The organism is Chelativorans sp. ZYF759, from assembly GCF_012911015.1.
Classification (GTDB): Bacteria; Pseudomonadota; Alphaproteobacteria; order Rhizobiales; family Rhizobiaceae; genus ZYF759.
The window spans coordinates 205740-231919 of record NZ_WVVV01000003.1; the positions used below are offsets into that span (position 1 = coordinate 205740).

Here is a 26180-nt window from a genome sequence, read left to right on the forward strand (position 1 = left end):
GGCTCGCCTATGACCTTGTGAGGTCCCGAAGACGGTTGGCCGTCTCCGGATCGGCGGGAAAGAAGGACTCGATGGCCAGTTCCGACAAGGTCACGTCGAGCGGCGTTCCGAACACCGTGACGGTGGAGATGAAGGATAGGATCTCGTTGCCCAGACGCAGACGCAGGGGAACCGCAATGTCCCTTGCCGGGTCGTGGTGGTGCGCAGGGGTGGGGCGCGGGCCCGGATAGGCGGACAATTCGCGCTCCAGTTCAGCCAGGCCGGCATCGGCGACGGCCTCGATCTGCTGGCGCAGCCGACCGATCAGATGTCCCCGCCATTCCGCCAGGTTCACGATGCGCGGGGCCAGACCTTCCGGGTGGAGCGCCAGCCTGAGCACGTTGACCGGCGGCTCCAGCAATTGCCGGTTGGATACCCCTTCCAAGAAGGGAGCGATCGAGGCGTTGGAGGCCACCATGTCCCAGTGGCGGTCGACGGCAATGGCCGGGTAGGGCTCGTGGCCCTTGAGCACGATACGGATCGCATCGAGCGCGGGACGGAAGCGGGCATCCTCGATCGCCCTTTCGGGAAAGACGGGTGCGAAACCCGCCGCGGCCAGGATGTGGTTGCGCTGGCGCAGCGGTACCGAGAGCGTTTCCGACAGCCGCATTACCATGTCGCGCGACGGTGCGGACCGTCCGCTTTCGAGGAAGCTCAGATGTCGCTGAGAGATGTCGGCTTCGAGCGCGAGACCCAGCTGGCTCAGCCGCCGACGCTCACGCCACGCGCGCAGCAGCGCACCGGCCGTGGGGGAGGAGGTGTTCGTTCTCATCGAAGCCAAGCTAGCCGAATTCGGGGCGCAATCCCATTACCTGCGAGGTAATCGCCTGGCGCAGGTTCCGAGGTCATCCTTGATGCACGGTCTCATCGACCGGTTGTGTCCAAAGGAGAATTCGCGATGCTCAACATATCCCCCTTCCTTCGATCCGTGCTGCTGGTCGACGCGGCCGCCAGCGGCGCGATGGCTCTTCTGCTTGCTGCGGGGCCCGGTTTCCTTGGTCCGTTTCTCGGGCTGCCGGTGTCGCTTCTGTTCTGGGCGGGTGTCGTCCTCATCCCGTGGACCGCGCTGCTCCTCATGCTCGCCCGGCGAACGAAGACCTCGCGGCTGCTCTTCTACGACGTGGTCGTCATCAACGCGCTATGGGTTGCGGCGAGCCTCGGCATCCTGGTCGGCGGTCTCGTGGAGCCCAACCTGCTCGGCACCGCCTTCATCATCGCTCAGGCCCTTGCCGTGGCTGGCCTGGCCGTTCTTCAACTGGCCGGCATGCGCCGCCGGGTCGAGGAGCTACCCGCCTGAGGTCAGCTTCGCCCTGATCTCCAGGAAGTCCTGCCATGCGAGCTTCTTGTGCGCCGGGTTTCGCAGCAGATAGGCGGGATGCAGCGTCGGCATGGCGGTGACTTCGCCGCCTGCCCTGGTCGTGTAGACCTGCCACTTGCCGCGCATGCGCATGATGCCCTGCTGCGCGCCCAGAAGCAGCTTGGTGGACGGATTGCCGAGCGTCACGAGAATCCGCGGCGCCACCAGCTCGATCTGCCGCTCGATGAACGGGCGGCAGATTTCGGTTTCGATGGGCGATGGGTCGCGGTTGCCGGGCGGGCGCCAGGGGATCACGTTGGAGATGTAGGCCGACTGCCGGTCGCGGCCGATGGCCGCCAGCATGCGGTCGAGAAGCCGACCCGACCGGCCGACGAAGGGCAGGCCCTCCAGATCCTCGTCGCGGCCCGGCGCCTCCCCGACCAGCATCAGGTCGGCCTGCGGGTTGCCGTCGGCGAAGACGAGGTTCTTGGCGGTGAGCCTGAGATTGCAACCGTCGAATTCGGCAAGGATGGCGCGCAGCTCCTCGAGGGTGGACGCCTGGCCGGCGAGCTCGCGTGCCCTGGCGGCCTGCGCCTCATCGGGGACCGCCACGGCCGGTTCGACGCGCGCCGGCGCAGCGGCCCGCTCGACCGCGGCGGCCGCACGTTCGGCGATCGGGCGTCTTGCCTCGTTCGCGGCCCTGTGTCCCTCGGCGAAACGATCGACCGGTGCCTCCAGAAGTGCCTCGTCGGCACCTGCGTCGGCATAGAAGCGCAGAATGTCTTCCAGTTCGGGGCGGGGGATCATCGCTCCATTATAGGAGCCGGCGCGACATGACGCCACCACGGAATGGTGTTTACGTTTACGTCAACGGAAGTTAGTCTGGGGCAAAGCATATCCGTCGTCGTGCGTCGAGGTTTCGCAAGCCCGACAGATCGGTTATCAGCGACGGACAGGATCAGGCACCGACCGAGGAGGCAGGGATGGACGAGATGGAACGCGAGAGCATGGAATTCGACGTGGTCGTCGTGGGCGCTGGCCCTGCCGGTCTCGCCGCGGCCATCCGGCTCAAGCAGCTCCAGCCCGAATTGTCCGTCGTCGTGCTCGAAAAAGGCGGCGAGGTGGGCGCTCACATCCTCTCGGGTGCCGTGGTCGATCCTGTCGGCATCGACAAGCTCATTCCCGACTGGCGCGACGATTCCGATCACCCGTTCAAGACGCCGGTGACCGACGACCAGTTCCTGGTGCTAGGTCCGGCAGGCGCGCTGCGCGTGCCGAACATCTTCATGCCGCCGCTGATGAACAATCACGGCAACTACATCGTGTCGCTCGGCAATGTCTGCCGCTGGCTGGCCGCCCGCGCCGAGGCACTTGGCGTGGAGGTCTATCCGGGCTTCGCTGCGGCCGAACTCCTGTACAATGAAGAGGGCGCCGTCATCGGCGTCGTCACCGGCGACATGGGCGTGGAGCGCGACGGCTCGAAGGGGCCGAACTACCAGCCGGGCATGGCGCTGATGGGCAAATACGTGCTGATCGGCGAGGGCGTACGCGGCTCGCTGGCCAAGCAGCTGATCGCCAAGTTCAACCTGTCGGATGGGCGCGAGCCGCAGAAATTCGGAATCGGACTCAAGGAGTTGTGGCAGGTTGCTCCCGAAAAGCACAAGCCGGGCCTGGTGCAGCATTCCTTCGGCTGGCCGTTGAAGTCCAATGTCGGCGGCGGCTCCTTCCTCTATCATCTGGAGGATAACCTGGTTGCCGTCGGCTTCGTCGTGCATCTCAATTACAAGAACCCCTATCTCTCGCCCTTCGAGGAGTTCCAGCGTTTCAAGACGCATCCGGCGATCGCCGAGACCTTCGAAGGCGGCAAGCGGATTTCCTATGGCGCGCGCGCGATCACCGAGGGTGGCTGGCAGTCCGTGCCGAAGCTCACCTTCCCCGGCGGCGCGCTGATCGGCTGCTCGGCCGGTTTTGTGAACGTCCCGCGGATCAAGGGTTCGCATAATGCCATGCTTTCCGGAATGATGGCCGCCGAGCATATCTCGTCCGCCCTCGCCGAGGGCAGGGCGCATGACGAGATCGCCGGCTACGAGGCCGAGTGGCGCGACAGCGAGATCGGGACGGATCTGAGGCGCGTGCGCAACGTGAAGCCGCTCTGGTCGCGCTTCGGCACCTGGCTCGGCGTCGGCCTCGGCGGGCTGGACATGTGGCTGAACCAGCTGACCGGCCTCTCGCTCTTCGGCACGATGAAGCACGGCAAGCCGGACTATGCGGCAACGGAGGCGGCCTCGAAGCACCAGCCCATCGACTACCCCAAGCCCGACGGCGTGCTGACCTTCGACCGGTTGTCCTCGGTGTTCCTGTCGAACACCAATCACGAGGAGGATCAGCCGATCCACCTTCAGGTGCGCGACATGGAGCTGCAGAAGACGTCGGAGTTCGGCGTCTATTCCGGCCCGTCGACGCGCTACTGCCCGGCCGGGGTCTATGAATGGGTCGATGGCGACGGCAACTCGGTCGCCGGTGGCCCTGGTGCCCGCGACAAGGGCGGCGAGAACAGCGCCGGGGCGAACGATGCCCGCTTCGTCATCAACGCGCAGAACTGCGTGCACTGCAAGACCTGCGACATCAAGGATCCCAACCAGAACATCAACTGGGTCCCGCCCCAGGGCGGCGAAGGGCCGGTCTACCCGAACATGTGAGGAAACCGGCCCGTCTCGGGCCGCCCGGCAGGAATGCCGGCGAAGGGCCGGTCTACCCGAACATGTGAGGAAACCGGCCCGTCTCGGGCCGCGTTGCGCTCACGAAGCGAGATCGGCGCGCAGTACCTCCCGTCGCGGCTCGCCGCGGGGGACCGAGAAATCCATGAGGATCGGCAGGTGATCCGACCCGGCGTCCCCCTGCCGCCCGATCGCGTGCGGTGCGACGCCCCCCTTGGCCATCAGATGATCGATCGGCAGGCCGACATGGCGGCGGAGCCAGTCCGGCATGCTGAGGAACAGCCAGGTGGGGCCGACGCCTTCGACGACACGGAAGCCGGTTTTCGCGGCTGCGTGCCGCACCGTCCAGCTCCAGGGCGCGGCGTTAAAATCCCCAGCGACGATGCCCGGGCCGCGCAACCTCGCCAGATGACGAACCACGCGCGGCAGCGCGTCGGGCTGGTCGAACGGCCATGGCCAGCCCAGATGCAGCGCGGCCACGTTGATTGTCTCGCCCGACAGGTCGACACGCGCCACCGCCATTGCGCCGCGTTCGTGGCATTCGGGTTCGCCTCCATCCACAAAGGGCCGCCGCGACAGGATCGCCACGCCCCCGATGCGCGAGGGCGGGGGGCATATGATCCGATGCGGGTAGGCATGGGCGGTGACCTCGAGACGCTCGCGCCACATATCGGAGACTTCCGTTAGGGCTACGATGTCGGGCTGCGTGCGGCCGATCAGGGACAGGACTTTTTCGGGCGTGGGGTTGTTGAAGCGAAGGTTGAGATGCAGCAGCCTGTAGGTTCCGCGATCGGCGTAGGGAGCCTGCGTCGACAGCCGCTGGTCGGCAGCCTCGAGCCCCGCGCCCTGCCATGTCAGGACGCTGGCCGCGCCGGCGGCGAAAACCAGCAAGGCGCCTGTACCGAACCTTCGCAAAACCAGCAGAATCGCACCGCCTGCCGCGGCCAGGACAACGAGATGCATCCGGAAATGGGCGAAGGAATCGAGCGCTGGATGAAGGTGACCCAGGAAGCCGATAGCGAGCATGGAGACCAGGCCGAGACCGCAGAGCCCCGCCAGGACGCGCGCGACGCGGCCTTCAGATCTGTCGGGCACGCTTCAAGACCGCGCCCCGCGCAACACAGTCCTCATTGGAACGCCGTTTCCGAGAAACTTCTGAGCTTGCGCGAATGCAGCCTTTCACGCGGCATCTCGGCCAGTTTCTCCATTGCCCGGATCCCGATCGAAAGATGCTGCGAGACCTGGCGTTTGTAGAACTCGGTCGCCATGCCGGGCAGCTTCAACTCGCCATGCAAAGGCTTGTCGGACACGCACAGCAACGTGCCGTAGGGCACGCGGAAGCGGAAGCCGTTGGCCGCGATGGTGGCCGATTCCATGTCGAGGGCGATGGCCCGGCTCTGCGACAGACGCTGGACCGGCCCGCGATGTTCGCGCAGTTCCCAGTTGCGGTTGTCGATCGTGGCGACCGTGCCCGTGCGCATGATGCGCTTCAGCTCGTAGCCGGACAGCCCCGTGACTTCGCCGACCGCTTCCTGCAGCGCGACCTGGATCTCGGCCAGCGCCGGGATGGGCACCCAGACCGGCAGGTCGGCATCGAGCACATGGTCCTCGCGCACATAGGCATGAGCGAGCACGTAGTCGCCCAGCGCCTGCGTGTTGCGCAGGCCCGCGCAGTGCCCGAGCATCAGCCAGGCATGCGGGCGCAGCACCGCGATATGGTCAGTGATGGTCTTTGCGTTGGAGGGACCCACGCCGATATTGACCATGGTGATGCCGGAATGGCCGGGGCGCGTCAGGTGGTAGGCAGGCATTTGCGGCAGCCGCACGGACTGGCCATCGGCGCCAGGCGTGTCGCCGGCCTTGGTCACGATGTTGCCGGGTTCCACGAAGCTCTCGTAACCCGCGCCGCCTTCCGCCATCAGCTTGCGCGCATAAAGGCAGAACTCGTCGATATAGAACTGGTAGTTGGTGAACAGGACGAAGTTCTGGAAATGCGACGGGCTCGTCGCCGTGTAGTGCGCGAGACGGTGAAGCGAATAATCGACCCGCTGTGCGGTAAAGGGCGCCAGCGGGGTAGACTCGCCGGGCAGCGGCTCGAAGGTGCCGTTGACGATGTGGTCGTCGGTGGCGTTGAGGTCGGGCACGTCGAAGAGGTCGCGCAGGGGCTGGTCGACGATCTTGCTGGCCGCGCTCGGAAGATGCGTGCCTTCCAGGAAGGCGAAATGGATCGGAATCGGCGTTTCGGATTCGCCGACGGTCACCGGCACGCCGTGATTGCGCAGGATCAGCCCGATCTGGTCGAGCAGATAGTCTTCGAAAAGGTCGGGGCGCGTGACGGTCGTCGAATAGTGGCCCGGCGCGGGCATGTGCCCATAGGCGAGGCGGGAATCCGCATGGCTGAACGATGTCGTCGTGATCGCGATCTCGGGATAGTAGGCCCGGTACCGGTGTCCCGGCGTCGCGCCGTCATCGAGGCTGGCGAAGGCGGCGCGCAGGAACTCGGTGTTGCGCGTGTAAAGTGCCTGCAAGGCGGCGACCGCCTCGCGCGCGTCATTATAGGCGCGGCGTTCCACCGGCGGGGGGCTGCTGACGGGCGTGTGCATCTGGGGGAGGATTCTCTTTTCCATTCCCCATGTTAATGCGTCCTGCCTCCGCTTTCGAGACCAAATTGTCGGTCTGGCTCAGCGAAAAGGCCTCTCCTGCCACGTGCGCGGGGGCAGGCAGCTGAACCCGATCGCCGATCCGCAGCCTGACGCCTGATGGTTGAGCGAGTGGGCCGGGGGGCTCGACTGGGCAACGAGCATGGCCAGGCCCATGCCGAAAATGGCCGCGATCAGGCACACTATGGTGAAACGTCTTGCAAGCATCGATCCCTCCTTCATCCTGGAAGGGTAAATGCGCGTTTGCGACTGAACCCGTGCTGATGGTCACATTCATGTGGCGTTCAAAGACCTTAACGCCGGTCCTGCCACGGCGACACCGTCATGCGGGAAGAGCAGGCACCACGGCCTCGACCTGTCCGTTGATTGTGTCCGGCGCATCCAGCCCATGGACCAGCACCGCAAGAACCTCGCCGACCCCAAGGACGCGCAGGAGATCCTTTTTTGGGTCGGCGCACGCGCCTGACGGCTTTCGAGCGCGGGCCGGATCATCTCCGGCCCGCGCAGGTTGCTACTGGCGTGTCCAGGTCTGGGTGCGGCAGAATATGGCCGCCACGCAGCCCTGCATGGCAAGCGTATTGCCGGTCACGGTCGCGTTGCCGCTATAGGTCCGTTCGTCGGCCGGGTCGGTAATGGTGCCGCGATAGCGGCCTTCGCCCTGGGGCGTCATCTTGCCGATCTGCTTGCCGCTGTGATCACCGCTGGTCAGCGTCACGCAGACCTGGTCGCCGCAGGGCGCGATGCGGGCGATGGCGCCTGGCTCCGTGCGCCAGTTGCCGACGATCGGTTCCGCCATCGCGGTGCCCGACAGGGCGATGAGCCCCGCAAGCGCCAGGCATATTCTCGACTTCATGCTGTTCCTCCCGAAAGGGCGCCGATCAGGCGCCCGCAAGCTGCGACATCGACACTATTCCAGCTCGTGCAGGTGCGAAAGCGGGTCTCCCAGCGTCATCGACCACAATTCTAGGTTAGCGAATGGTATCCGCGCGAGCGGGCTTTCGAACGACCCGGATTGGACGAACCCGCTGGGGAGCGGGATTCCTATCCTTAATGATTTCCGTGATTTACGGAAAATTCGAACTTTGTTTGCGGCAAATTAAGCACGCCATTTAACGGCGGATTCAAGCCCGCCGGGCATCCTGCGAAACATCACACGGCAAGAGAGACACGAAAAAATTCGGCTCTCGGAGTTTGGACAGGGAGTTCAAAAAAATGGCTCGTTACGAGATGCTCGATGCCGGTATCGGCAACACTGCGCAGGCCGATATCCTCTTTCAGCTCGGCATGATGTACGCAACCGGGCGCGACTGCCCGATCGATCTGGTCGCGGCTCACAAATGGTTCAATATCGCCGCCATCAAAGGCTCGGACCGCGCCGCCGAGCTGCGCCAGGAACTGGCCTCTTCAATGGCCAAGCCGGACATCGCCAAGGCGCTGCGCGAAGCGCGCGAATGGATGGCCGTGCACTGAATTCACCCGCAAGCGGGGAAGGTTCGGGGAACAGGCGAAGTCTGGCGCGGGGACGCCATTGGGGACGGAGCCTGGAACGGAGGCCGCGTCGGCTTGGGGAAGCCGGCGCGGCCGTTTCGTTACTCTTCCTCGAAACGAACCAGCACGCTGCCTTCTGCCACCTGTGCGCCTTCATTGGCGATTTCGGCGATGGTGCCGTCATGGGGCGCGGTCATGGTGTGCTCCATCTTCATGGCCTCGAGCACCAGGAGCGGCTGGCCCTTCTCCACGCGGCTGCCAGCGCTGGCGCGCACGATCTTCACCAGTCCCGGCATCGGCGCGCGGATAGCGTCCCCGCCGATCGCCGCGGTCTCGGCGCGCACGAAGGGATCGTCGAGCGCGAAATGATGGGCATGAACGCCTTCGAAGATGCTGACATGGCCGGGCCACAGGGCGGTTTCATTCGACGCATCGCTCAACGGTAGCGTGAAGGTTCCCTCCTCAAGCTGGATCCGGGCATGGCGCGCGTCGGCCATCGATACGCTGGCCGCCACGCGCTCTTCGCCCACGAACAGATCGATGGACTTGGCCGGCGCGTGGAAATGAGCGTATCCGGCGAGCGTGTCCCAGGGATCGGCCGCGCCCGGCCGAATGGCGATGCCGGCCGCAGCCAGCACGGCCCTCGCGATGTGGCGCGGCTCGGGCGAGGGGAGCGCGGTAAGCGTGGCCTGGCTGCGGGCAATAAGACCAGTGTCGACGTTGCCGGCGGCAAAATCCGGATCGGCGGCCAGCGCCGCCAGGAATGGCGTGTTGACGATGGAACCGGCGACCTTCGTGCCCGCGAGCGCCGCCCCCAGCGCCGCGAGGGCGGACGGCCGGTCGGCCGCGTGGACGACGAGCTTGGCGATCATGGGATCATAGAAGGGCGAGATCGCATCGCCCTGCCTCACGCCGGTCTCAACCCGCAACTCGGCCCCGCCGGGCAGGGTTTCGGGAAAGCCAAGATGGTGCAGCGTGCCGATTGCCGGCAGGAAGTCGCGTGTGGGGTCCTCGGCGTAGATCCGCGCCTCGAAGGCATGACCGGAGAGATTGATCTCCTCCTGCGCCAGGGGCAGAACCTCGCCGGCGGCCGCCCGTAACTGCCATTCCACCAGGTCGATGCCGGTGACCATCTCCGTCACGGGATGTTCGACCTGCAGCCGCGTGTTCATCTCCATGAACCAGAAGCGGTCGGGGCGCAGGCCCTCGGTGGCGTCGACGATGAATTCTATGGTGCCGGCGCCGGAGTAGGAGATCGCCCGTGCCGCCGTGACGGCCGCCTCGCACATGGCCTCGCGCATCTCCTGGCTCATGCCGGGAGCGGGGGCCTCCTCGATCACCTTCTGGTGGCGGCGCTGGGCGGAGCAGTCGCGCTCGAAGAGATGGACCACGTTGCCGTGATTGTCGCCGAAGACCTGCACCTCGATGTGGCGCGGCGTGGCGATCAGCTTCTCGACCAGGACGCGGTCGTCGCCAAAGGCGGCTTTCGCTTCCCGTCGCGCGGAAGCCAGCGCATCGGAGAACTCCTCGGGCGTATCGACGCGGCGCATGCCCTTTCCGCCGCCGCCCGCGCGCGCCTTGATGAGCACGGGAAAGCCGATCTCGCTGGCCTTGCCGGCCAGCACGACGAGTTCCTGGGCCTCGCCGTGATAGCCCGGCACGACGGGCACGCCCGCGCGGTCCATCAGTCGCTTGGCGGCATCCTTGAGCCCCATGGCGCGGATCGCCTTTGCCGATGGGCCGATAAAGACGAGCCCGGCGGCCTCGACGGCTTCCACGAAGTCGGGATTCTCGGAAAGGAAACCGTAGCCTGGGTGGATGGCCTGCGCGCCGGTGGCGAGCGCAGCCTCGATGATGCGCTCGGCGACGAGATAGCTTTCGGCCGCCGGTGCCGGCCCGATGCGCACGGCCTCGTCCGCCATCGCCACGTGAAGCGCCCCGGCATCGGCATCGGAATGGACCGCGACAGTGGCGACACCCATGCGGCGGGCAGTGCGCATGACGCGGCACGCGATCTCGCCGCGATTGGCGATGAGGATTTTTGCAAACATGAACGGCCTCCCGTTTCCTCCAGCTATAGCCATCTGTGCGCCGCTTTCCAGCCCCGGTCAGAAGACCGGCACAAGCGCGCGGCGCGGGCTGACCACGAATGGCTAACGAAGGCTTGCCGCGGGAGGCGATTTTTCCGCCGATTGATTAACAGAACAACCATTCAGGGCATGGCATGATCGAAGGATCACGCACGGGAACATCTCAATGCTCAGGTCATTTCTTCGCTCCACCAGCGGCAATTTCGCGATGATGTTTGCCGGTGTTCTTCCGGTCATGCTCGGCGCCGTCGGCATGGCGGTGGACACCGCCAACCTTATGAACGTCAAGGCGCAGCTCCAGAACGCGGCCGATGTGGGCGTGCTGGTGGCTTCGCGCGAGGGCGCGACGCAAACCCAGCGCAGGAACCTCTTCACCCAATATCTGCACGCCAATGCGGGCGGCAAAGGCGTGACGATCGCATCGTCGGACGTGGAGATCGAGGCGGGCATAAACCACCTGCGCGTCGACGGCAGGGTGACCGCCAATGTCGATCTGTTCTTCCTGCATCATCTGGGGGTCCAGCAGGTATCCGTCGTGGCCTCGACCTTCCGCTCGACCAAGAGCATGGAGATCGCGGTGGTGCTCGACAATACCGGCTCGATGGGGCAGGCAGGCATCAACGCGCTGAAGAAGGCCTCGCATGCGCTGGTAGATGCGGTCGAGACCGGGCGTGCGCCGGACCAGGATGTGCGCATCAGCCTGGTGCCTTTCGTCACGGCGGTCAACATTCTGGGCGAGGGCTACGACCCCGCCTGGATCGATATGACGGGTCGGTCACTCTATAATGGCTGGAACTTCCTCGACGCCAACCTGCGCAACCGACGCCGAAATGGCGAGCGGCTGGACAGGCTGCCCGAGGGGTTCGGCAGCAACGACACCGGCACCGGCTATGGCGGGGGACAGGCCTGCAACAACAACGGCGTGTCGGCCGAAGCCATCGCCAAGCGCGAGCGGTGCCTGGCCGACAACTATCCGCACCACATGTATCTTTTCGAGCAATCGAAGACCCCGTGGAAGGGTTGCGTGGAAGCGCGGCCCTACCCCTACAACTTCACGCTCGAACCACCGCACCCGACCAGGCCGGACACGCTGTTCGTGCCGTATTTCGCGCCCGACGAGCCAGGCGCGCGCATGAATCAGGGCGGCAACAATTCCGGTTCCTACAATAATTCATGGATCGAGGACCGCGTTGCGGGCACGGAGGCCGAACGTCAGCGCGCGACGCTGAAATACATTGCCCCGGCGTCGATAAGCATCAACGACAACGGACCGCTGACCATCGGGCCGAACCGGGCCTGCCCGACGCCGATCGTGCCGCTGACCACGGATTTCTCCAAGATCCGCAGCGGCATCAACGCCATGAACTACTGGAACGGTTCGGGCACCAACATCGCCGAGGGCCTGGCCTGGGGCTGGCGGGTGCTGTCTCCCACCGCCCCCTATACGCAGGCGGGAGCCTTCGATCCTGCCGAACGTCAGAAATTCATGGTGCTCATGACGGACGGCCGCAACGTCTCCTTCGGGTCCAGCGGCACGATCAACCGTTCCGACTATGGCGCCTACGGCTTTCTTGCCAACGGGTTCATCGGCGGCACCAACAACCAGGGAACGGCCGAGGGTATCCTGAATGGCTGGACGGGCGACATGTGCTCGGAAATGAAAAAGCAGGGCATCGAGATATTCACGGTCGTCTACAACGAAACGGCTGCCTCCGTGCAGACGCTGTTTCGCACCTGCGCCACGCGGCCGGAAAATTTCTACATGACCAACAACACGGCCGCTCTCGAAAGCGCTTTCGCCAATATCGGTCGCCAGATGTCGCGGCTGCGCCTGACCAACTGATCGATTGAAGGCAGGGCCTCTTGCCACTATCGTGCGGGCCGCATCGAACCGGCCCGCATTCTGTATGAAGACCATCCTCCTGCTGTTTTTCGCCTTGATGGCGCTGGTTCCCCCGGCCTCGGCCGACTGGCGCCCGGTCGAGCGCATCGAGCATTATGCCGTCACCGGCGCGACCGGCATCGATCTCTACCGTTCGATCGGCGAAAACGGGCCTTCCGTGGGGATCGGCCGGGCGATCGCCTATACCGATTTCGACCTGCTGTGGTCGCGCGACTATCGGCAGCAATCCGACGGCTCCTGCGTGCTGGCCTCCGCGCGGCCCTCGCTCACCATCACCTACCGCCTGCCGCGCCCGGCCGGACCGCTGCCGCCCCATACGCAACGGCTCTGGGACGTCTTCATCGCCGGCGTGGAAAAGCACGAGCGCGTGCATGGCGAGATCATCCTCGACATGACGCGCCAGATCGAGGCGGTCTCGGTGGGACTGCGCGCCGAAAACGACCCCGGCTGCCAGAAGGTCCGCGCCGAACTGCAGCGCAAGCTGGTGGGGATTTCCGAGGAACGCCACGCCCGCAATCGCGAATTCGACCGGGTGGAACTGAGCGAAGGCGGCAATGTGCACCAGCTGGTGCTGGCGCTGGTGAACGGGTAAGGGCTTGCCTGACGGCCACGGGTTCGTGATCCGGGCCACCTGATCATTCACCTGTTCGTCAGCTGTGTAACGAATGCAATCCCGGTCGCGAATAGACCCGTAGATGCTCTTGCGCGCCTTCGACTTGCGGTGTGCGATCTCGGGGAACGCTCGCGCTCATGGATATGATCCTTGCCTATCTTGCCGGTCTGCTGACGCTGATAAACCCCTGCGTCCTGCCGGTGCTGCCCATCGTGCTGGCAACGAGCCTCGACGGGGATCGTCGCGCGCCTCTGGCCCTGGCAGCGGGGATGAGCCTCAGCCTGGTTGCGCTTGGCACCGGCGTGGCGGCGATTGGACCGGCACTTGGGATCACGCCGGAGCGCATCACCGAGATCGCCGCCATCGCGATGGTGGCTTTCGGGCTGGTGATGCTGGTGCCCGCTTTCGGCCGCTCCTTCGCCTTCGCGACTGCCGGGCTTGCCAGCCGTGCCGACGCGGGCATGAACCAGACCGCAAATCGGGGCCTTGGCGGCCATCTGGCGGGTGGTGTTCTGCTCGGCGCAGTCTGGAGCCCCTGTATCGGCCCGACCCTTGGTGCAGCAATCGCGCTCGCCAGCACCGGCGAGCGGCTTGGCCATGCAACCGCCATCATGAGCGCCTTCGCGCTCGGTGTCTCCACGCTGATCGTTCTCGGCGCCTATGCCGCCCATGGCTGGATGCGCCGCAACACCGGCCGGCTTGCCGCCTTTTCCGCGCGAGCCAAACCGCTGCTCGGCATCGTCTTCGTGAGCGTCGGGCTGGCGCTCTATTTCCGCCTCAACCACATCGTCGACGCCTGGCTGATCGAGGTTTTGCCCGCCTGGCTGGTCGACCTGTCCGTAGCGCTGTGAAAGGAAACTCAACGATGATCAACCGCAGGACCATTCTGGCCGCCGCTTCCGTTTTCGCTCTGCTTTCCGGTAGCGCCCTGGCTGCCGACAAGAATTTCTACACGCCCGGCACCGCGGAGCGGCAGATGGACGCCGGCGAATTGGTGCTCCTGGATTTCTGGGCAAGCTGGTGCACGACATGCGCGGCGCAGGTTCGCGTGCTGGATCGGCTGCGCGCCGAGAACCCCGAATACGACAGAGCCATCAGCTTCATCACCGTGGATTGGGACCAGCATGCGCAGGGCGATCTCGCACGCCAGCTTGCGATACCGCGCCGCTCGACCCTGGTGGCAATGAAGGGCCGGACGGAGATCGGCCGCATCGTTGCAGGCACAAGAGAGGCCGATATCAAGGCGCTGCTCGACGCAGCACTCGCGGCGAGGTGAGCGCACCCGCCGGCCTCACTGCGTGAAGCAATTCTCCCTGTGCCAGGCGAGGAAATGCGGGTGGGGGCGCAGGGCAGCGCGCTCAGGTGCCAGAGCGCGGCGGGTCGGGTTGATCAGGCCGTTGAGGCGGTCGGGGTCGTTGACCTGCCGCGACACCATGATGTCGAGATCGTCGGACAAAGAGATCAGCCCGCGATCGAACATCCAGTGGACGGTGCCCGAAAGGGCGATGCCGTTGCGTACGGTGTCGGGGCCGTTGTGCTCCACCGGGCGGATATGGGCCGCTTCGACCTCGGCACGGCCACCACCATTGATCAGCTTGAGCCCGGTCACGGCGCAGCGCTCGTCATAGGCCGACAGCACGATGCGGCGAAAGACACGGTCGCGCACCGGCCGCGATGTCAGCTGGATGATGCGTTCGCGCTCCTGCTCGAACTGGAACGGCGCCTGTTCTTCGGCGAATTCGTAGGGAGCGGTTTCGCCGATGCGCGGCAGAAGATCGTCGAGTTCGCCAAGCCCCGCCTCTACGATGCGGTGGAAATCGGCTGGCGAGAGCTGCCGGACCGCTGACTGCGCCCGGCCCGAAATTCGGCCCTCTTCATTGAGGACGCCTAGCTCCATCAAGCCATCCGGACCGCGGAAGGGGACATGATTGGCGAAATCGAGATAGGTGCCGTCCTCGATCAGGGCCAGATACATGCCCGGCGCCTTGGGGTCGGCAATGACCTCCTGCACCCGCGCTACGGCGAAGTAGCCGCGCGTGTTGCCACCTTGCTTGGCTCCAGATAGACGATCCAGTCGCCAACGCAGGCCTGCACCCGGCTCAGATATTGCGGCGGGAACTGGTAGCGCTCGGCTGGATCGTCGTCATAGATCGAGTCGGAGCGATGGATGAAGACGGCGAAGGTCATGCAGAATTCATAGCTGCGCGCTGTCTAAAGGTCTTGCGGATTTGTTCGGATCCTCCGGCACCCCCTCATTGCCAGGCGCTGTAATCGCGGTAGGGCAGGTCGACGCCGAAGGCCCGCAGTGGATCGATCAGCTTGTTCTGGTCGAAGTCGCGGATGTCGAAATGCTCAAAAAGGGTTTCCTTCGCACCGAGCTTCAGCTCGATCCGCTCTTGCGGCGACAGAGGGGGCTCGAACGGCTCGACCAGAAGGCGTCCAAGCACTGGAATTGCCCTATCGGGCGCCCAGGTCAGAACCCTGTGCGCCGCCCGTAGGCGGATGAAGGGTGACGGGCTGTTCAGCAGCCTTTCCAGGGCATTCCGCCCGGGCAACGTGCGAGCGAGCGCATCGGCATGGGTCTTCATTCTCGTGAAATGCCTGTTGGCGGCGGGGATGTCTTGCCCGCGAATTGCGCTTTGCTGCAGTCCCTGATGCTTCGCAAATCCTTCGACGAGCGCTTCCACCGGAAGATTAGAAATGGCTTGGGTCATATCCAAACTCCGTCAGCGTCTCCACGATGAGATCCAAGCCCTCGTTGTATTGTTCGCCGAAACTCAAGCGCTCAACCCCGAAGCGCCTCACCATGCCCTGAAATCTCTCGGTCTTCGAGCTCATTTTGTCGCTGATACTCCTGTGCACTTCCGCAGGGAGGCTGATGAGATTGTCCGTGCTGTGGATTTGCTCGGGGGAGAAGATGTAACGAACCAACTTGCTCCCGCTCTCCGCAGGCAACCGAACTGGTGGGGAGACAATTCAGCCTTTCCACCCGAAGACAACTTTGAAGCAGCGACGCGTAGGATCAGCCAGGATTCCTGGCAGCGTCGTGGCCTACCCCTTCCGCCCCACCCAAACCACATGCCGCGCGCCGCGCTTCGTAGTGCCGGCGCGCACCGCGATTTCCTCGACCTCCAGCCCGCTCGCGCGCAGGCGGCGGGTGAATTTGGCGTCCGGGCCGGCCGACCAGACCGACAGCACACCGCCGGGCGCAAGAGCCGCGCGGGCGGCGGCGAGGCCAGCGGTGCTGTAGAGCGCGTCATTGCCGGCGCGGCTGAGGCCCTCGGGGCCGTTGTCGACGTCGAGCAGGATGGCATCCCACTCGGCTTTTGATGCCCGGATGGTCTGGCCGACATCCTCCTCCAAAATCGTCACGCGCCTGTCGTCGAGGCTGTCGCCATGTAGCGCTGCGAGCGGCCCGCGCGCCCATCTGACCACCGCCGACACCAGTTCGACCACCGTGACCCTGGCTGCGGGCGGCAGGAGGGGCAGGGCGGCACGCAGCGTAAAGCCGAGGCCGAGCCCGCCGATCAGAATGCGCGGGGCCGGGGCTTTCAGCCGCTCGATGGTGAGGCGCGCCAGCGCTTCCTCCGAGCCGCTGAGGCGGCTGTTCATCAGCTCGTTCGTGCCCAGCATGATCGAGAATTCCGTGCCGCGGCGTTTCAGCCGCAGCGTCTCGGCGCCACCTGGGATGGTCGCGGTGTCGAGCGTCTCCCAGGGGATCATGGGTGGGGCTCCAAAGAGGGCAGGGGCGCGACCCTCACATCCTGAACACGCCGAACTTCGTGTCCTCGATTTCCGCGTTCAGCGCGGCAGACAGCGACAGGGCCAGCACCTCGCGGGTCTTGGCCGGGTCGATGATGCCGTCGTCCCAGAGGCGCGCGGAGGAATAGAGCGGCTGGCCCTCATGTTCGAATTTTTCGAGGATCGGCTTCTTGAAGGCGGCTTCCTCATCGTCGGTCCATTCGCCGCCGCGCCGCTCGATGCCGTCGCGCTTGACGATGGACAAGACGGTCGCCGCCTGCTCGCCGCCCATCACCGAAATGCGCGCATTGGGCCACATCCACAGGAAGCGGGGTGAATAGGCCCGGCCGCACATGCCGTAATTGCCGGCCCCGAACGAGCCGCCGATGATGATGGTGACTTTCGGGACGGCGGCGGTGGCCACCGCGGTGACCAGCTTGGCACCGTCGCGCGCGATGCCGCCGGCCTCGTATTTCCTGCCCACCATGAAGCCGGTGATGTTCTGCAGGAAGACCAGCGGGATCTTGCGCTGACAGCACAGCTCGATGAAGTGGGCGCCCTTCAGCGCGCTTTCCGAAAACAGCACGCCATTATTGGCGATGATGCCCACCGGCATGCCGTGGATATGGGCAAAGCCGGTGACGAGCGTGGTGCCGTAATTGGCCTTGAACTCGTCGAACTCGGAGCCGTCGACGACGCGGGCGATCACCTCGCGCACATCATATGGCGTGCGGGTGTCGGCCGGGATCAGGCCGTGGATCTCTTGGCTGTCGTGAAGTGGCGGAATCGGTTCACGAAGATCGAGGCCTATTTCCTTCTTCCGATTCAGGTTTCTGACGATCCGGCGCGTGATGGCCAGCGCATGGGCGTCGTCCTGCGCGTAGTGGTCGGCCACGCCCGATTCCCGCGTGTGAACATCGGCACCGCCGAGTTCCTCCGCCGTGACGATCTCGCCGGTGGCCGCCTTCACGAGTGGCGGGCCGCCGAGGAAGATGGTGGCCTGGTTGCGCACCATGATGGATTCATCGGCCATGGCGGGAACATAGGCGCCGCCCGCCGTGCACGAGCCCATCACGCAGGCGATCTGCGGGATGCCCTGGGCCGACATGTTGGCCTGGTTGAAGAAGATGCGGCCGAAATGATCGCGGTCGGGAAAGACCTCGTCCTGGTTGGGCAGGTTGGCGCCGCCGGAATCGACCAGATAGATGCAGGGCAGCCTGTTCTGCAGCGCGATCTCCTGCGCGCGCAGATGCTTCTTCACGGTGAGCGGATAATAGGTGCCGCCCTTCACGGTGGCGTCGTTGACAACGACCATCACTTCCCGGCCCTCCACGCGGCCGATGCCGGCGATGAGGCCGGCCGAGGCGATGTCCTTCGAATACATGTCCCATGCCGCGAACTGGCCTATCTCCAGGAAGGGCGCGCCGGTGTCGAGCAGCTGGGCCAGGCGCTGGCGGGGGAGCAACTTGCCGCGCTCGACATGGCGCTGGCGTGCTTCCTCCGGTCCGCCCGCCTCGACGGTCCCGGCCTTGTCGGCGATGTCGGCGACGAGGGCCCGCATCCGATCGGCATTCGCCTGGAAGGTGTCGGAGGCGGAGGAGATCGAGGTGGAGAGCGGGGGCATGATGGATCAGACCTTCATTCGGGCGCGTCGTGCTTGCGGTTCTTTTCCAGCGCCTCGATCTCGCGGTCAAGGAACCAGGAGATGGCGGAGCGGATGACCACCAGCCCGGCCAGGAAGATCAGGCCCTGGATCTGCATGGTGAGGGCGGTACGGATGACGTCCGCCACGATCAGCACTTCGAGTGCCGCCAGAATGTAGCGGCCGAGCTCCAGGCGGGCCAGGTTCTGGCGCTCAAGCCGTGTGTCGCCATCCTTCGAAAAGAACTCCGAGCGCACGAGCCAGTAGGTGAAGCGGACCGCGCCGATGATGAGGATGACGACCGCCAGCACGTCGATTGCGCCGGTGACGTAGTGCAGCGCGCCTTCCAGAAACGGGAAGGGCATGGAGAACGGGCGGTCGAAGGAACTGAAGTCCATCTCAGCGTATCACCTTGATCGGGCAGGGCAGGTCCAGGGAAGCCCAGGCGCGGTCGGCGGTCAATGCGGTGCCGCCTGCGCGAATGGCGGTGGCGAGGCAAAGTCTGTCGGCAAGCGAAAGCCCCTTGTGGCGGGTGTCCCGGCGCAGTGCCATTGCCAGACTGGCCAGGCTGACATCGATATCGATCATGTCCACATCGAGCAGTTCCATCGCTTCCCAGGCTGCTTCATGTGTCATGCCGCCATCCATCAGCTTGCTGCCGACCTCCACGACGTTGGCAACGCTCACCAAGGCCTCGGATAGATGCGACTGCACCACCTCTCCACCGGCCTCACCGTTGAGAAGGGCCAAAATGGCCGAGGCATCGAGCACCGCCCGCATTATCCGTTCTCGTTTCTGGCATCAGCCCTCCGCTCGGCGAGGAGTTCGTCGACCAGTCTCGTGCCTTCGGGCACGTGCTGCCTGACGAGCCGCTGTGCCCGCCGGACGCCGGCTTCCCGGGAAATCAGTCTGAACTCTCCGTCGACGACCCGCGCAACCAGAACGTCTCCGACGGCCACCCCCATCGCCGCGCGCATTTCGGCCGGAATCACCACGCGGCCGGCCTTGTCGATCTTGAGCCGCGCATGGGGAACCGACCGCAGCTCGTCCGTCTGGCGGTCATAGGGTTGTTGGTCGTCGGCGAAACCTCTTTGGGCAGGCATGAGTGCCTCCTTTAGCTATCCCCGACAATGCCATGTCGGTCGCGAAATGGCAAACGAAGCAAAGGATGGCAGATCACGCACTTTCCCCCATCATTTCCCGTCCGATCAGCCAGCGCCTTATCTCGCTAGTGCCGGCGCCGATCTCGTAGAGCTTGGCGTCGCGGAGCAGGCGGCCGGTCGGGTATTCGTTGATGTAGCCATTGCCGCCCAGGAGCTGGATCGCGTCAAGCGCGGCCTGGGTGGCCTTTTCGGCCGAATAAAGGATGCAGCCGGCTGAATCCTTGCGCGTCGTCTCGCCCCGATCGCAGGAGGCGGCGACCGCATAGACATAGGCCCGGCAGGCGGCGAGCGTGACGTAGAGATCCGCCAGCTTGCCCTGCACCAGCTGGAACTCGCCGATCGCCTGGCCGAACTGCTTGCGCTCATGGACATAGGGCACGACGACATCCAGGCAGGCCGCCATGATGCCGAGCGGGCCGCCCGACAGCACCACGCGCTCATAGTCGAGGCCCGACATCAGCACCTCCACGCCGCGCCCTTCCTCGCCCAGGACATTGTCGAAGGGGACCTCGACATCCTCGAATACGAGCTCGCCCGTGTTGGAGCCGCGCATGCCGAGCTTGTCGAGTTTCTGGGCGACCGAAAAGCCGGCCATTTCTTTCTCGATCAGGAAGGCGGTGATACCGCGCGAGGCGCGCTCGGGATCGGTCTTGGCATAAACGACGAGCGTGTCGGCATCCGGGCCGTTGGTGATCCACATCTTGGTGCCGTTGAGCACGAAGCGGTCGTTCTTCTTCTCCGCCCGAAGCCGCATGGAGACGACATCGGACCCGGAGCCCGATTCCGACATGGCGAGCGCGCCGACATGATCGCCCGTGCAGAGCGATGGCAGGAATTTCTCCTTCTGCTCGCCCGTGCCCCAGCGATTGATCTGGTTGACGCAGAGATTGGAATGGGCGCCGTAGGAGAGACCGATCGAGGCGGAGGCACGCGAAATCTCTTCCATGGCCACGACATGGGCGAGATAGCTCATGCCCGTGCCGCCGAAATCGGAATCTGCCGTGACGCCGAGCAGGCCGAGATCGCCCATCTTCTTCCATAGGTGCGCGGGGAATTCGTTGGACGAGTCGATTTCGGCGGCGAGCGGCGCGATCTCGTCGGCCGCGAAGCGGCGAACGGTCTCGCGCAGCGCATCGACTTCCTCGCCCAATCCGAAATTCATGGCCTTGTCGTACATCTCTCTCTCCCTGCGATCATGGCTCTACGGACCGTCATCTTCAGCCAGATCGGGCGCAATTGCACAATGCAAATCCGCGCGACGTCGGGGGTGGCCGGCGCGGAAATGCAATCCCTGCTTGTGTGACGCAAGGGCAGGCGCTACGCTTTTGAGCGATCCACGATCTGGGAGGTGGTAGCATGCGGGCAGGGGCTTTCGGGGTGGTTGCAGTGCTGGCGATGGCCGGTGTCGGCGCGGCACAGGCGCAAAGCGCGACTCCATTCGAATGCGAGGGCGACGGCGTCACCTATCGTGTCGGTTACGAGGACGGGAATCCCGATTGGGTCTTCGTCGATGCGGAGTTCTTCGGCGCCCGTGCCGGCGAACAACTGGAGTTTGCGCTGCGCGCCGAGCCGGCCGGGTCCGGCTACCGCTTCGCGCGTGACTTTGCGGAGTTCCGGGGCAAGGGGGACGAGGCCTTTCTGGAAATTGAGGGCGAGCGCATCGACTGCGTTCCGGTCCGGGCTGCGCTGGGAACGGGCATGGGGGCGGGCCAGGTCGGCCGTGCCGGCCAATCGCTGGGCGGCAATCTGCGCGCCGGGCCAGGCACCCAATATGACCGGTTGGATGGACTGCCGGAGGGAACCCCGCTCGCCATCGAGGCCTATGCCGGGGTGCTGTTCGACGGCTACGAATGGTTCGAGGTGAGCGTCGGCGGGCAGCGCGGCTTTCAGTGGGGCGGGATATTGTGTTCGGAGGGTGAGCAGCTCCCCGGCTTGTTTGCTCAATGCGCCACGTTGGCAACCGATGCCGGGCCCGGCGGTCCGGACGCCTGGATGGCGTTTGCCGTCGACAGCCGGGGCGGCGTCGGCCATGGCGCGGCCTCGACTGAAGTGCAGGCATCGCTCTTCGCCGAGCAATATTGCGGCAACCCCGATTGTACAGTGGTCGACACCACCCAGGCCCAGTGCCACGCACTGGCGCATTTCATCGAAGGCGAAGCCTACTATTATGGCATCGCGGCAGGCGAACGGTTGGACAGCGTCGAGTATGAGGCGTTGGGACGGTGCGATTCGGCGTCGATCGGGGGCACCTGCGAACTGGCGTACAGCTTTTGCAAGTAGGTGCCCGAGCCCAAGGCTTCCGCCGTCACGTTTCCTTTTACCGGGATCTGGCGCCGGTCGTACCGCCCAGTGCGGCACGAAGAACCCCGTGCCGATGCTCGAAGATCCGTCTGATGAACCATCCCACGATCGGCCGCGCAAAGCGGGGCCGGAACGTCAGTTGATCGATCAGCACGACCGCCTCAGGATTGTTGGGATCTGGCTCGATCCGCCGCTCGTGCCGCCACAGCTCCATGGAGCCCATGGGCGATTGTTCGACGAAACCTCGACCGGGTTCGAACTCCATGAGCGTCATGTCGGAATGGCCGAAGGGAATGAAGCCGAAGAGAAAAATCCGGCTGCGGAACATCGGCTCGCCTGGAATGACCCGGATGTCGGCAAGCGAGCGCAGCCCTTTGGGCGTGGTCATGCGGAGATAGGGCCGCATCTCGGCCAGAATGCCGTCTACCGACGTAATCCACTTCCAGACCTGCTCGCGCGAGGCGTGAAGTGTCGATTCGAAACGGAGGGAAAAATCCCGGGTCAACCTCGCTCTCCAATCAACGCGTTCCGGTATCGCGGGACGCTGGTGGCCGGACAAGATGCCAGCAGAATGGCCTTGCTGGAACCCTGACGAACGCCAATCCTGCTCCGCCACTCATGTGCCAATATCCCGCTGCGGTTCAAGGCCGGCACTTGGCCCCGAGCCAGCTCCCATGTTGACATAAAGATATCCTTATGTGAGCATTCGCGCCTGCTGCAGCAATACGATGGTGAATGGCGTGAGCAACAAGAGCCTCGACGATCTTTTCGGACCCGAGGATGCCCCCCGAAATGGCACGGAGATACGCGAGGCGATCAGCAAGGCGGCGCGCGAACGTATTCTCGTGCTCGACGGCGCGATGGGCACGCAGATCCAGGGGCTCGGGCTTGACGAGGAGGCCTTTCGCGGCGCGCGTTTCGAAGGCTGCGCGTGCCACCAGCAGGGCAACAACGATCTGCTCAACCTCTCGCAGCCCAAGGCGATCGAGGAAATCCACTACCGCTACGCGATGGCGGGGGCGGACATCATCGAGACCAACACGTTTTCGTCGACCTCCATCGCCCAGGCCGATTACGGCATGGAGGAGGCGGTCTACGACCTGAACCGCGACGGCGCGCGGCTGGCGCGCCGCGCCGGCATCCGCGCCATGCAGAAGGACGGACGCCGCCGCTTCATAGCCGGCGCGCTTGGGCCGACCAACCGGACCGCTTCGATGTCGCCCGACGTGAACAATCCGGGCTACCGCGCCGTCACCTTCGACGGCCTGCGCGAGGCCTATGGGGAGCAGCTGCGCGGGCTGATCGATGGCGGCGCCGACCTGATCCTGATCGAGACCATCTTCGACACGCTCAACGCCAAGGCGGCGATCTTCGCCTGCGACGAGATATTCCGGGAAAAGGGCATCCATCTGCCCGTCATGATCTCGGGTACCATCACCGACCTTTCGGGCCGCACGCTGTCGGGCCAGACACCTTCGGCCTTCTGGTATTCGGTCGCCCACGCCAACCCGATCTCGGTCGGGCTCAACTGCGCGCTCGGGGCGGATGCCATGCGCCCGCATATGGCCGAGATTTCGGGCGTGGCCGACACGCTTACCTGCGCCTATCCCAATGCGGGTCTGCCCAACGAATTCGGCGAATACGACCAGGGCGAGGACGAGATGGCGGCGCAGCTCGAGGCGTTCGCGGCAGAAGGGCTGATCAACATCGTCGGCGGCTGCTGCGGGTCGACGCCGGAGCACATTGCGGCACTGGCCGAGATGGCCGCACGGCACGCCCCGCGCCTTGTGCCCAAGATCAAGCCGCTGATGCGGCTGTCGGGACTGGAGCCATTCACGCTCACCGAGGACATTCCCTTCGTCAATGTCGGCGAACGCACCAATGTGACCGGCTCGGCAAAGTTCAGGAAGCTGATTACATCGGGCGACTACAACACCGCGCTCGAAGTCGCGCGCGACCAGGTCGAGAACGGTGCCCAGATCATCGATATCAACATGGACGAGGGCCTGCTCGACTCCAAGCAAGCGATGATCGACTTCCTCAATCTGGTGGCCGCCGAGCCGGACATCGCGCGCGTGCCGGTGATGATCGATTCCTCCAAATGGGAGATCATCGAGGCCGGGCTGAAATGCGTGCAGGGCAAGGCCGTCGTCAATTCGATCTCGATGAAGGAAGGCGAGGCGGCGTTTCTCGAACAGGCGCGGCTCTGCCGGGCCTATGGCGCGGCGGTGGTCGTGATGGCCTTCGACGAGCAGGGCCAGGCGGACTCGAAGGAGCGCAAGGTCGAGATCTGCAAGCGCGCCTACAAGATCCTGACGGAACAGGCCGGCTTCCCACCGCAGGACATCATCTTCGATCCCAACATCTTCGCGGTTGCCACCGGCATCGAGGAGCACGATCCATACGGCATCGCCTTCATCGAGGCGGCGCGCGAGATCACGCGCGACCTGCCGGGCGTGCACGTATCGGGCGGCCTCTCCAACCTGTCCTTTTCCTTCCGCGGCAACGAGCCGGTGCGCGAGGCGATGCACTCGGTCTTCCTCTATCACGCCATCCAGGCGGGCATGGACATGGGCATCGTCAATGCGGGCCAGCTCGCGGTCTATGAATCCATCGATCCCGAACTGCGCGAGGCCTGCGAGGACGTGGTCATGAACCGCAAGCCGAAAGGCGAGGGCACCGCCACCGAGCGGCTGCTGGCGCTTGCCGAAGGCTATCGGGGTGCGGCCGGCGGCGGCGGGCGCGAGAAGGATATGTCGTGGCGCGAATGGCCGGTCGAAAAGCGGCTGGAGCACGCGCTGGTCAACGGCATCACCGACTTCATCGACGCCGATACGGAGGAGGCGAGGCAAAGGGCGGAGCGACCTCTGCATGTGATCGAAGGCCCGCTGATGGACGGCATGAACGTCGTCGGCGACCTGTTCGGCTCAGGCAAGATGTTCCTGCCGCAGGTGGTGAAATCCGCCCGCGTCATGAAGCAGGCGGTCGCCGTGCTGCTGCCCTATATGGAGGCCGAAAAGGAAGCCGGCGGCAAGCGCGAGAATGCCGGCAAGGTGTTGATGGCGACCGTGAAGGGCGATGTCCACGACATCGGCAAGAACATCGTCGGCGTGGTTCTGGCCTGCAACAATTACGAGATCATTGATCTCGGCGTCATGGTGCCTGCCCAGAAGATCCTGGAGACGGCGCGCCGGGAGAAGGTCGACATTATCGGGCTCTCGGGGCTGATCACGCCCTCGCTCGACGAGATGGTGCATGTGGCCGCCGAGATGGAGCGCGAGGGCTTCGACCTGCCGCTCCTGATCGGTGGCGCCACGACCAGCCGCATCCACACGGCCGTCAAGATCCACCCCAAATACAAGAAGAGCCAGGCGATCTACGTGACCGACGCCAGCCGCGCCGTCGGCGTTGTGTCGAGCCTTCTGTCGAAGCAGACGAAGGACAACTACATCGAGACGGTGCGCGCCGAATACCGCAAGGTCGCCGACGCCCATTCGCGCAAGGAAGCGGCGAAATCGCGCCTGCCACTGCCGGCGGCGCGCGCCAACCGCTTCAAGGTCGACTGGAACGCCTATGAGCCGGCGCGGCCCTCCTTCCTCGGCACCCGCGTCTTCCAGGACTGGGATCTGGCCGAGCTCGCCCGCTATATCGACTGGACGCCCTTCTTCCAGACCTGGGAACTGAAGGGGCGCTATCCGCAGATCCTCGAGGATGAGGAGCAGGGCGAGGCGGCGCGCTCGCTCTTTGCCGACGCCAAGGAGATGCTGGCCAAGATCATCGAGGAGAAGTGGTTCAGGCCGCAGGCGGTGATCGGCTTCTGGCCCGCCAATGCGGTGGGAGACGACATCCGCCTGTTCGAGGACGAGTCACGCGGCAAGGAACTGAAGACGCTGCACACGCTGCGCCAGCAGCTGGCCAAGCGCGAGGGACGGCCCAACGTCGCGTTGTCGGATTTTGTCGCGCCGCAGGACAGCGGCAAGAGCGATTATGTCGGCGGCTTCGTGGTCACGGCCGGCATCGAGGAGGTGGCGATCGCCGAGCGCTTCGAGCGCGCCAATGACGATTACTCCTCGATCCTGGTCAAGGCGCTGGCCGATCGTTTCGCCGAAGCCTTCGCCGAGCGCATGCACGAGCGCGTGCGCACGGAGTTCTGGGGTTATGCGCCCGACGAGGCATTCTCCTGCGAGGAACTCGTCGGTGAGGCCTATGCCGGCATCCGCCCGGCGCCCGGCTACCCCGCCCAGCCCGACCACACCGAGAAGGACACGCTGTTCTCGCTGCTGGACGCGGAGAAGGCCATCGGCGTCAGGCTGACCGAGAGTTTCGCCATGTGGCCGGGTTCCTCCGTCTCGGGCCTCTATATCGGCCATCCCGACAGCTACTATTTCGGCGTCGCCAAGGTCGAGCGCGACCAGATCGAGGATTATGCGCGGCGCAAGAGGATGGCGGTTGAGGAGGTCGAACGCTGGCTCTCGCCCATCCTCAACTACGTGCCGGGAGCCGATGCGGCCGACGAGGCGGCGTAA

Annotated in this window: 25 protein-coding genes and 1 pseudogene; 9 read left to right on the top strand and 17 right to left on the bottom strand. The window is 64.9% G+C overall.

Annotated features, from left to right (window positions below; genetic code table 11):
- Positions 1 to 7 precede the first annotated feature (7 nt).
- Positions 8 to 811 carry a helix-turn-helix domain-containing protein gene (locus tag GRZ55_RS07115; protein WP_169286213.1) on the bottom strand — a complete coding sequence of 268 codons (804 nt, stop codon included), beginning with the start codon at positions 809 to 811 and terminating at the stop codon, positions 8 to 10.
- 126 nt (positions 812 to 937) lie between these two features.
- On the opposite strand from GRZ55_RS07115, the gene GRZ55_RS07120 reads away from it, so the two are divergent.
- Positions 938 to 1336 (top strand): hypothetical protein, encoded by a 399-nt coding sequence (locus GRZ55_RS07120; protein WP_169286214.1) that lies wholly within the window; start codon positions 938 to 940, stop codon positions 1334 to 1336.
- Here GRZ55_RS07120 and GRZ55_RS07125 read toward each other — a convergent pair.
- A complete protein-coding gene (locus tag GRZ55_RS07125; protein WP_169286215.1) occupies positions 1325 to 2143 on the bottom strand; it encodes a uracil-DNA glycosylase family protein in 819 nt (272 codons plus the stop codon). The two genes, GRZ55_RS07120 and GRZ55_RS07125, sit on opposite strands and share 12 nt — an antisense overlap.
- A 176-nt stretch (positions 2144 to 2319) precedes the next feature.
- Between GRZ55_RS07125 and GRZ55_RS07130 the strand changes: the two genes are divergently transcribed.
- The gene (locus GRZ55_RS07130; protein ID WP_169286216.1) at positions 2320 to 4035 is read left to right on the top strand and encodes an electron transfer flavoprotein-ubiquinone oxidoreductase; all 1716 of its coding nucleotides are present in this window, start codon (positions 2320 to 2322) and stop codon (positions 4033 to 4035) included.
- 99 nt (positions 4036 to 4134) lie between these two features.
- On the opposite strand, the gene GRZ55_RS07135 is transcribed toward GRZ55_RS07130, so the two are convergent.
- The 4 genes from GRZ55_RS07135 to GRZ55_RS07150 form a co-directional block, all read right to left on the bottom strand.
- A complete protein-coding gene (locus GRZ55_RS07135; RefSeq protein WP_368856592.1) occupies positions 4135 to 5148 on the bottom strand; it encodes an endonuclease/exonuclease/phosphatase family protein in 1014 nt (337 codons plus the stop codon).
- A gap of 32 nt (positions 5149 to 5180) precedes the next feature.
- Positions 5181 to 6680, bottom strand: a complete 1500-nt coding sequence (locus GRZ55_RS07140; RefSeq protein ID WP_169286217.1) for an AMP nucleosidase — start codon at positions 6678 to 6680, stop codon at positions 5181 to 5183.
- 54 nt (positions 6681 to 6734) lie between these two features.
- Positions 6735 to 6920: a hypothetical protein gene (locus GRZ55_RS07145; RefSeq protein WP_169286032.1), complete on the bottom strand. Its 186-nt coding sequence runs from the start codon at positions 6918 to 6920 to the stop codon at positions 6735 to 6737.
- Positions 6921 to 7224: 304 nt separating this feature from the next.
- Positions 7225 to 7566: a DUF2147 domain-containing protein gene (locus GRZ55_RS07150; protein WP_169286218.1), complete on the bottom strand. Its 342-nt coding sequence runs from the start codon at positions 7564 to 7566 to the stop codon at positions 7225 to 7227.
- Positions 7567 to 7925: 359 nt separating this feature from the next.
- On the opposite strand from GRZ55_RS07150, the gene GRZ55_RS07155 reads away from it, so the two are divergent.
- Positions 7926 to 8183: a sel1 repeat family protein gene (locus GRZ55_RS07155; RefSeq protein WP_169286359.1), complete on the top strand. Its 258-nt coding sequence runs from the start codon at positions 7926 to 7928 to the stop codon at positions 8181 to 8183.
- A 119-nt stretch (positions 8184 to 8302) separates the two neighbouring features.
- Here the strand turns inward: GRZ55_RS07155 and GRZ55_RS07160 are convergent, their stop codons facing one another.
- Entirely contained in the window at positions 8303 to 10252 is a 1950-nt protein-coding gene (locus tag GRZ55_RS07160; RefSeq protein WP_169286219.1) for an acetyl/propionyl/methylcrotonyl-CoA carboxylase subunit alpha, read from the bottom strand.
- Positions 10253 to 10457: 205 nt separating this feature from the next.
- Between GRZ55_RS07160 and GRZ55_RS07165 the strand changes: the two genes are divergently transcribed.
- From GRZ55_RS07165 to GRZ55_RS07180, 4 genes are all read left to right on the top strand, one after another.
- Positions 10458 to 12134 carry a pilus assembly protein gene (locus GRZ55_RS07165; protein WP_169286220.1) on the top strand — a complete coding sequence of 559 codons (1677 nt, stop codon included), beginning with the start codon at positions 10458 to 10460 and terminating at the stop codon, positions 12132 to 12134.
- Positions 12135 to 12198: 64 nt separating this feature from the next.
- Positions 12199 to 12786, top strand: a complete 588-nt coding sequence (locus GRZ55_RS07170; protein WP_169286221.1) for a DUF922 domain-containing Zn-dependent protease — start codon at positions 12199 to 12201, stop codon at positions 12784 to 12786.
- Positions 12787 to 12944: 158 nt separating this feature from the next.
- Positions 12945 to 13658 carry a cytochrome c biogenesis CcdA family protein gene (locus GRZ55_RS07175; protein ID WP_169286222.1) on the top strand — a complete coding sequence of 238 codons (714 nt, stop codon included), beginning with the start codon at positions 12945 to 12947 and terminating at the stop codon, positions 13656 to 13658.
- A 14-nt stretch (positions 13659 to 13672) separates the two neighbouring features.
- Positions 13673 to 14083: a thioredoxin family protein gene (locus GRZ55_RS07180; RefSeq protein ID WP_210257252.1), complete on the top strand. Its 411-nt coding sequence runs from the start codon at positions 13673 to 13675 to the stop codon at positions 14081 to 14083.
- Between the two features lie 15 nt (positions 14084 to 14098).
- Here GRZ55_RS07180 and GRZ55_RS07185 read toward each other — a convergent pair.
- The 9 genes and pseudogenes from GRZ55_RS07185 to GRZ55_RS07220 form a co-directional block, all read right to left on the bottom strand.
- Positions 14099 to 14994 (bottom strand): annotated as a pseudogene (locus GRZ55_RS07185) (HNH endonuclease).
- Between the two features lie 65 nt (positions 14995 to 15059).
- The gene (locus tag GRZ55_RS07190; RefSeq protein ID WP_169286223.1) at positions 15060 to 15521 is read right to left on the bottom strand and encodes a DUF2019 domain-containing protein; all 462 of its coding nucleotides are present in this window, start codon (positions 15519 to 15521) and stop codon (positions 15060 to 15062) included.
- Entirely contained in the window at positions 15502 to 15738 is a 237-nt protein-coding gene (locus tag GRZ55_RS23220; protein WP_210257253.1) for a hypothetical protein, read from the bottom strand. The genes GRZ55_RS07190 and GRZ55_RS23220 overlap by 20 nt, the downstream gene beginning before the upstream one ends.
- Positions 15739 to 15858: 120 nt before the next feature.
- Entirely contained in the window at positions 15859 to 16530 is a 672-nt protein-coding gene (locus GRZ55_RS07195; protein ID WP_169286224.1) for a spermidine synthase, read from the bottom strand.
- 34 nt (positions 16531 to 16564) lie between these two features.
- A complete protein-coding gene (locus tag GRZ55_RS07200) occupies positions 16565 to 18172 on the bottom strand; it encodes a carboxyl transferase domain-containing protein (protein WP_169286225.1) in 1608 nt (535 codons plus the stop codon).
- Positions 18173 to 18186: 14 nt separating this feature from the next.
- Positions 18187 to 18588, bottom strand: coding sequence for a DUF1622 domain-containing protein (locus GRZ55_RS07205; protein WP_169286226.1), 402 nt, complete (start codon positions 18586 to 18588; stop codon positions 18187 to 18189).
- A 1-nt stretch (position 18589) separates the two neighbouring features.
- Positions 18590 to 18970, bottom strand: a complete 381-nt coding sequence (locus GRZ55_RS07210; protein WP_169286227.1) for a type II toxin-antitoxin system VapC family toxin — start codon at positions 18968 to 18970, stop codon at positions 18590 to 18592.
- The gene (locus tag GRZ55_RS07215; protein WP_169286228.1) at positions 18970 to 19293 is read right to left on the bottom strand and encodes an AbrB/MazE/SpoVT family DNA-binding domain-containing protein; all 324 of its coding nucleotides are present in this window, start codon (positions 19291 to 19293) and stop codon (positions 18970 to 18972) included. Before GRZ55_RS07215 ends, GRZ55_RS07210 begins: the two co-directional genes overlap by 1 nt.
- A 73-nt stretch (positions 19294 to 19366) precedes the next feature.
- A complete protein-coding gene (locus GRZ55_RS07220) occupies positions 19367 to 20530 on the bottom strand; it encodes an isovaleryl-CoA dehydrogenase (protein ID WP_169286229.1) in 1164 nt (387 codons plus the stop codon).
- A gap of 179 nt (positions 20531 to 20709) precedes the next feature.
- Between GRZ55_RS07220 and GRZ55_RS07225 the strand changes: the two genes are divergently transcribed.
- On the top strand, positions 20710 to 21633 hold the full coding sequence (locus GRZ55_RS07225; protein WP_169286230.1) for a DUF4189 domain-containing protein: 924 nt from the start codon (positions 20710 to 20712) through the stop codon (positions 21631 to 21633).
- Positions 21634 to 21670: 37 nt separating this feature from the next.
- Here the strand turns inward: GRZ55_RS07225 and GRZ55_RS07230 are convergent, their stop codons facing one another.
- Positions 21671 to 22159: a hypothetical protein gene (locus GRZ55_RS07230; RefSeq protein WP_169286231.1), complete on the bottom strand. Its 489-nt coding sequence runs from the start codon at positions 22157 to 22159 to the stop codon at positions 21671 to 21673.
- A gap of 223 nt (positions 22160 to 22382) precedes the next feature.
- Here GRZ55_RS07230 and metH point away from each other — a divergent pair, with 223 nt between their 5' ends.
- Positions 22383 to 26180, top strand: a complete 3798-nt coding sequence (metH, locus tag GRZ55_RS07235) for a methionine synthase (RefSeq protein WP_169286361.1) — start codon at positions 22383 to 22385, stop codon at positions 26178 to 26180.

What these genes read in the sequence shown, in the direction of transcription:
- GRZ55_RS07115 (WP_169286213.1), bottom strand. Translation starts at nt 811, where the DNA reads ATGAGAACGAACACCTCCTCCCCCACGGCCGGTGCGCTGCTGCGCGCG.
- GRZ55_RS07120 (WP_169286214.1), top strand. Translation starts at nt 938, where the DNA reads ATGCTCAACATATCCCCCTTCCTTCGATCCGTGCTGCTGGTCGACGCG.
- GRZ55_RS07125 (WP_169286215.1), bottom strand. Translation starts at nt 2,143, where the DNA reads ATGATCCCCCGCCCCGAACTGGAAGACATTCTGCGCTTCTATGCCGAC.
- GRZ55_RS07130 (WP_169286216.1), top strand. Translation starts at nt 2,320, where the DNA reads ATGGACGAGATGGAACGCGAGAGCATGGAATTCGACGTGGTCGTCGTG.
- GRZ55_RS07140 (WP_169286217.1), bottom strand. Translation starts at nt 6,680, where the DNA reads ATGGAAAAGAGAATCCTCCCCCAGATGCACACGCCCGTCAGCAGCCCC.
- GRZ55_RS07145 (WP_169286032.1), bottom strand. Translation starts at nt 6,920, where the DNA reads ATGCTTGCAAGACGTTTCACCATAGTGTGCCTGATCGCGGCCATTTTC.
- GRZ55_RS07150 (WP_169286218.1), bottom strand. Translation starts at nt 7,566, where the DNA reads ATGAAGTCGAGAATATGCCTGGCGCTTGCGGGGCTCATCGCCCTGTCG.
- GRZ55_RS07155 (WP_169286359.1), top strand. Translation starts at nt 7,926, where the DNA reads ATGGCTCGTTACGAGATGCTCGATGCCGGTATCGGCAACACTGCGCAG.
- GRZ55_RS07160 (WP_169286219.1), bottom strand. Translation starts at nt 10,252, where the DNA reads ATGTTTGCAAAAATCCTCATCGCCAATCGCGGCGAGATCGCGTGCCGC.
- GRZ55_RS07165 (WP_169286220.1), top strand. Translation starts at nt 10,458, where the DNA reads ATGCTCAGGTCATTTCTTCGCTCCACCAGCGGCAATTTCGCGATGATG.
- GRZ55_RS07170 (WP_169286221.1), top strand. Translation starts at nt 12,199, where the DNA reads ATGAAGACCATCCTCCTGCTGTTTTTCGCCTTGATGGCGCTGGTTCCC.
- GRZ55_RS07175 (WP_169286222.1), top strand. Translation starts at nt 12,945, where the DNA reads ATGGATATGATCCTTGCCTATCTTGCCGGTCTGCTGACGCTGATAAAC.
- GRZ55_RS07180 (WP_210257252.1), top strand. Translation starts at nt 13,673, where the DNA reads ATGATCAACCGCAGGACCATTCTGGCCGCCGCTTCCGTTTTCGCTCTG.
- GRZ55_RS07190 (WP_169286223.1), bottom strand. Translation starts at nt 15,521, where the DNA reads ATGACCCAAGCCATTTCTAATCTTCCGGTGGAAGCGCTCGTCGAAGGA.
- GRZ55_RS07195 (WP_169286224.1), bottom strand. Translation starts at nt 16,530, where the DNA reads ATGATCCCCTGGGAGACGCTCGACACCGCGACCATCCCAGGTGGCGCC.
- GRZ55_RS07200 (WP_169286225.1), bottom strand. Translation starts at nt 18,172, where the DNA reads ATGCCCCCGCTCTCCACCTCGATCTCCTCCGCCTCCGACACCTTCCAG.
- GRZ55_RS07205 (WP_169286226.1), bottom strand. Translation starts at nt 18,588, where the DNA reads ATGGACTTCAGTTCCTTCGACCGCCCGTTCTCCATGCCCTTCCCGTTT.
- GRZ55_RS07210 (WP_169286227.1), bottom strand. Translation starts at nt 18,970, where the DNA reads ATGCGGGCGGTGCTCGATGCCTCGGCCATTTTGGCCCTTCTCAACGGT.
- GRZ55_RS07215 (WP_169286228.1), bottom strand. Translation starts at nt 19,293, where the DNA reads ATGCCTGCCCAAAGAGGTTTCGCCGACGACCAACAACCCTATGACCGC.
- GRZ55_RS07220 (WP_169286229.1), bottom strand. Translation starts at nt 20,530, where the DNA reads ATGTACGACAAGGCCATGAATTTCGGATTGGGCGAGGAAGTCGATGCG.
- GRZ55_RS07225 (WP_169286230.1), top strand. Translation starts at nt 20,710, where the DNA reads ATGCGGGCAGGGGCTTTCGGGGTGGTTGCAGTGCTGGCGATGGCCGGT.
- metH (WP_169286361.1), top strand. Translation starts at nt 22,383, where the DNA reads ATGGTGAATGGCGTGAGCAACAAGAGCCTCGACGATCTTTTCGGACCC.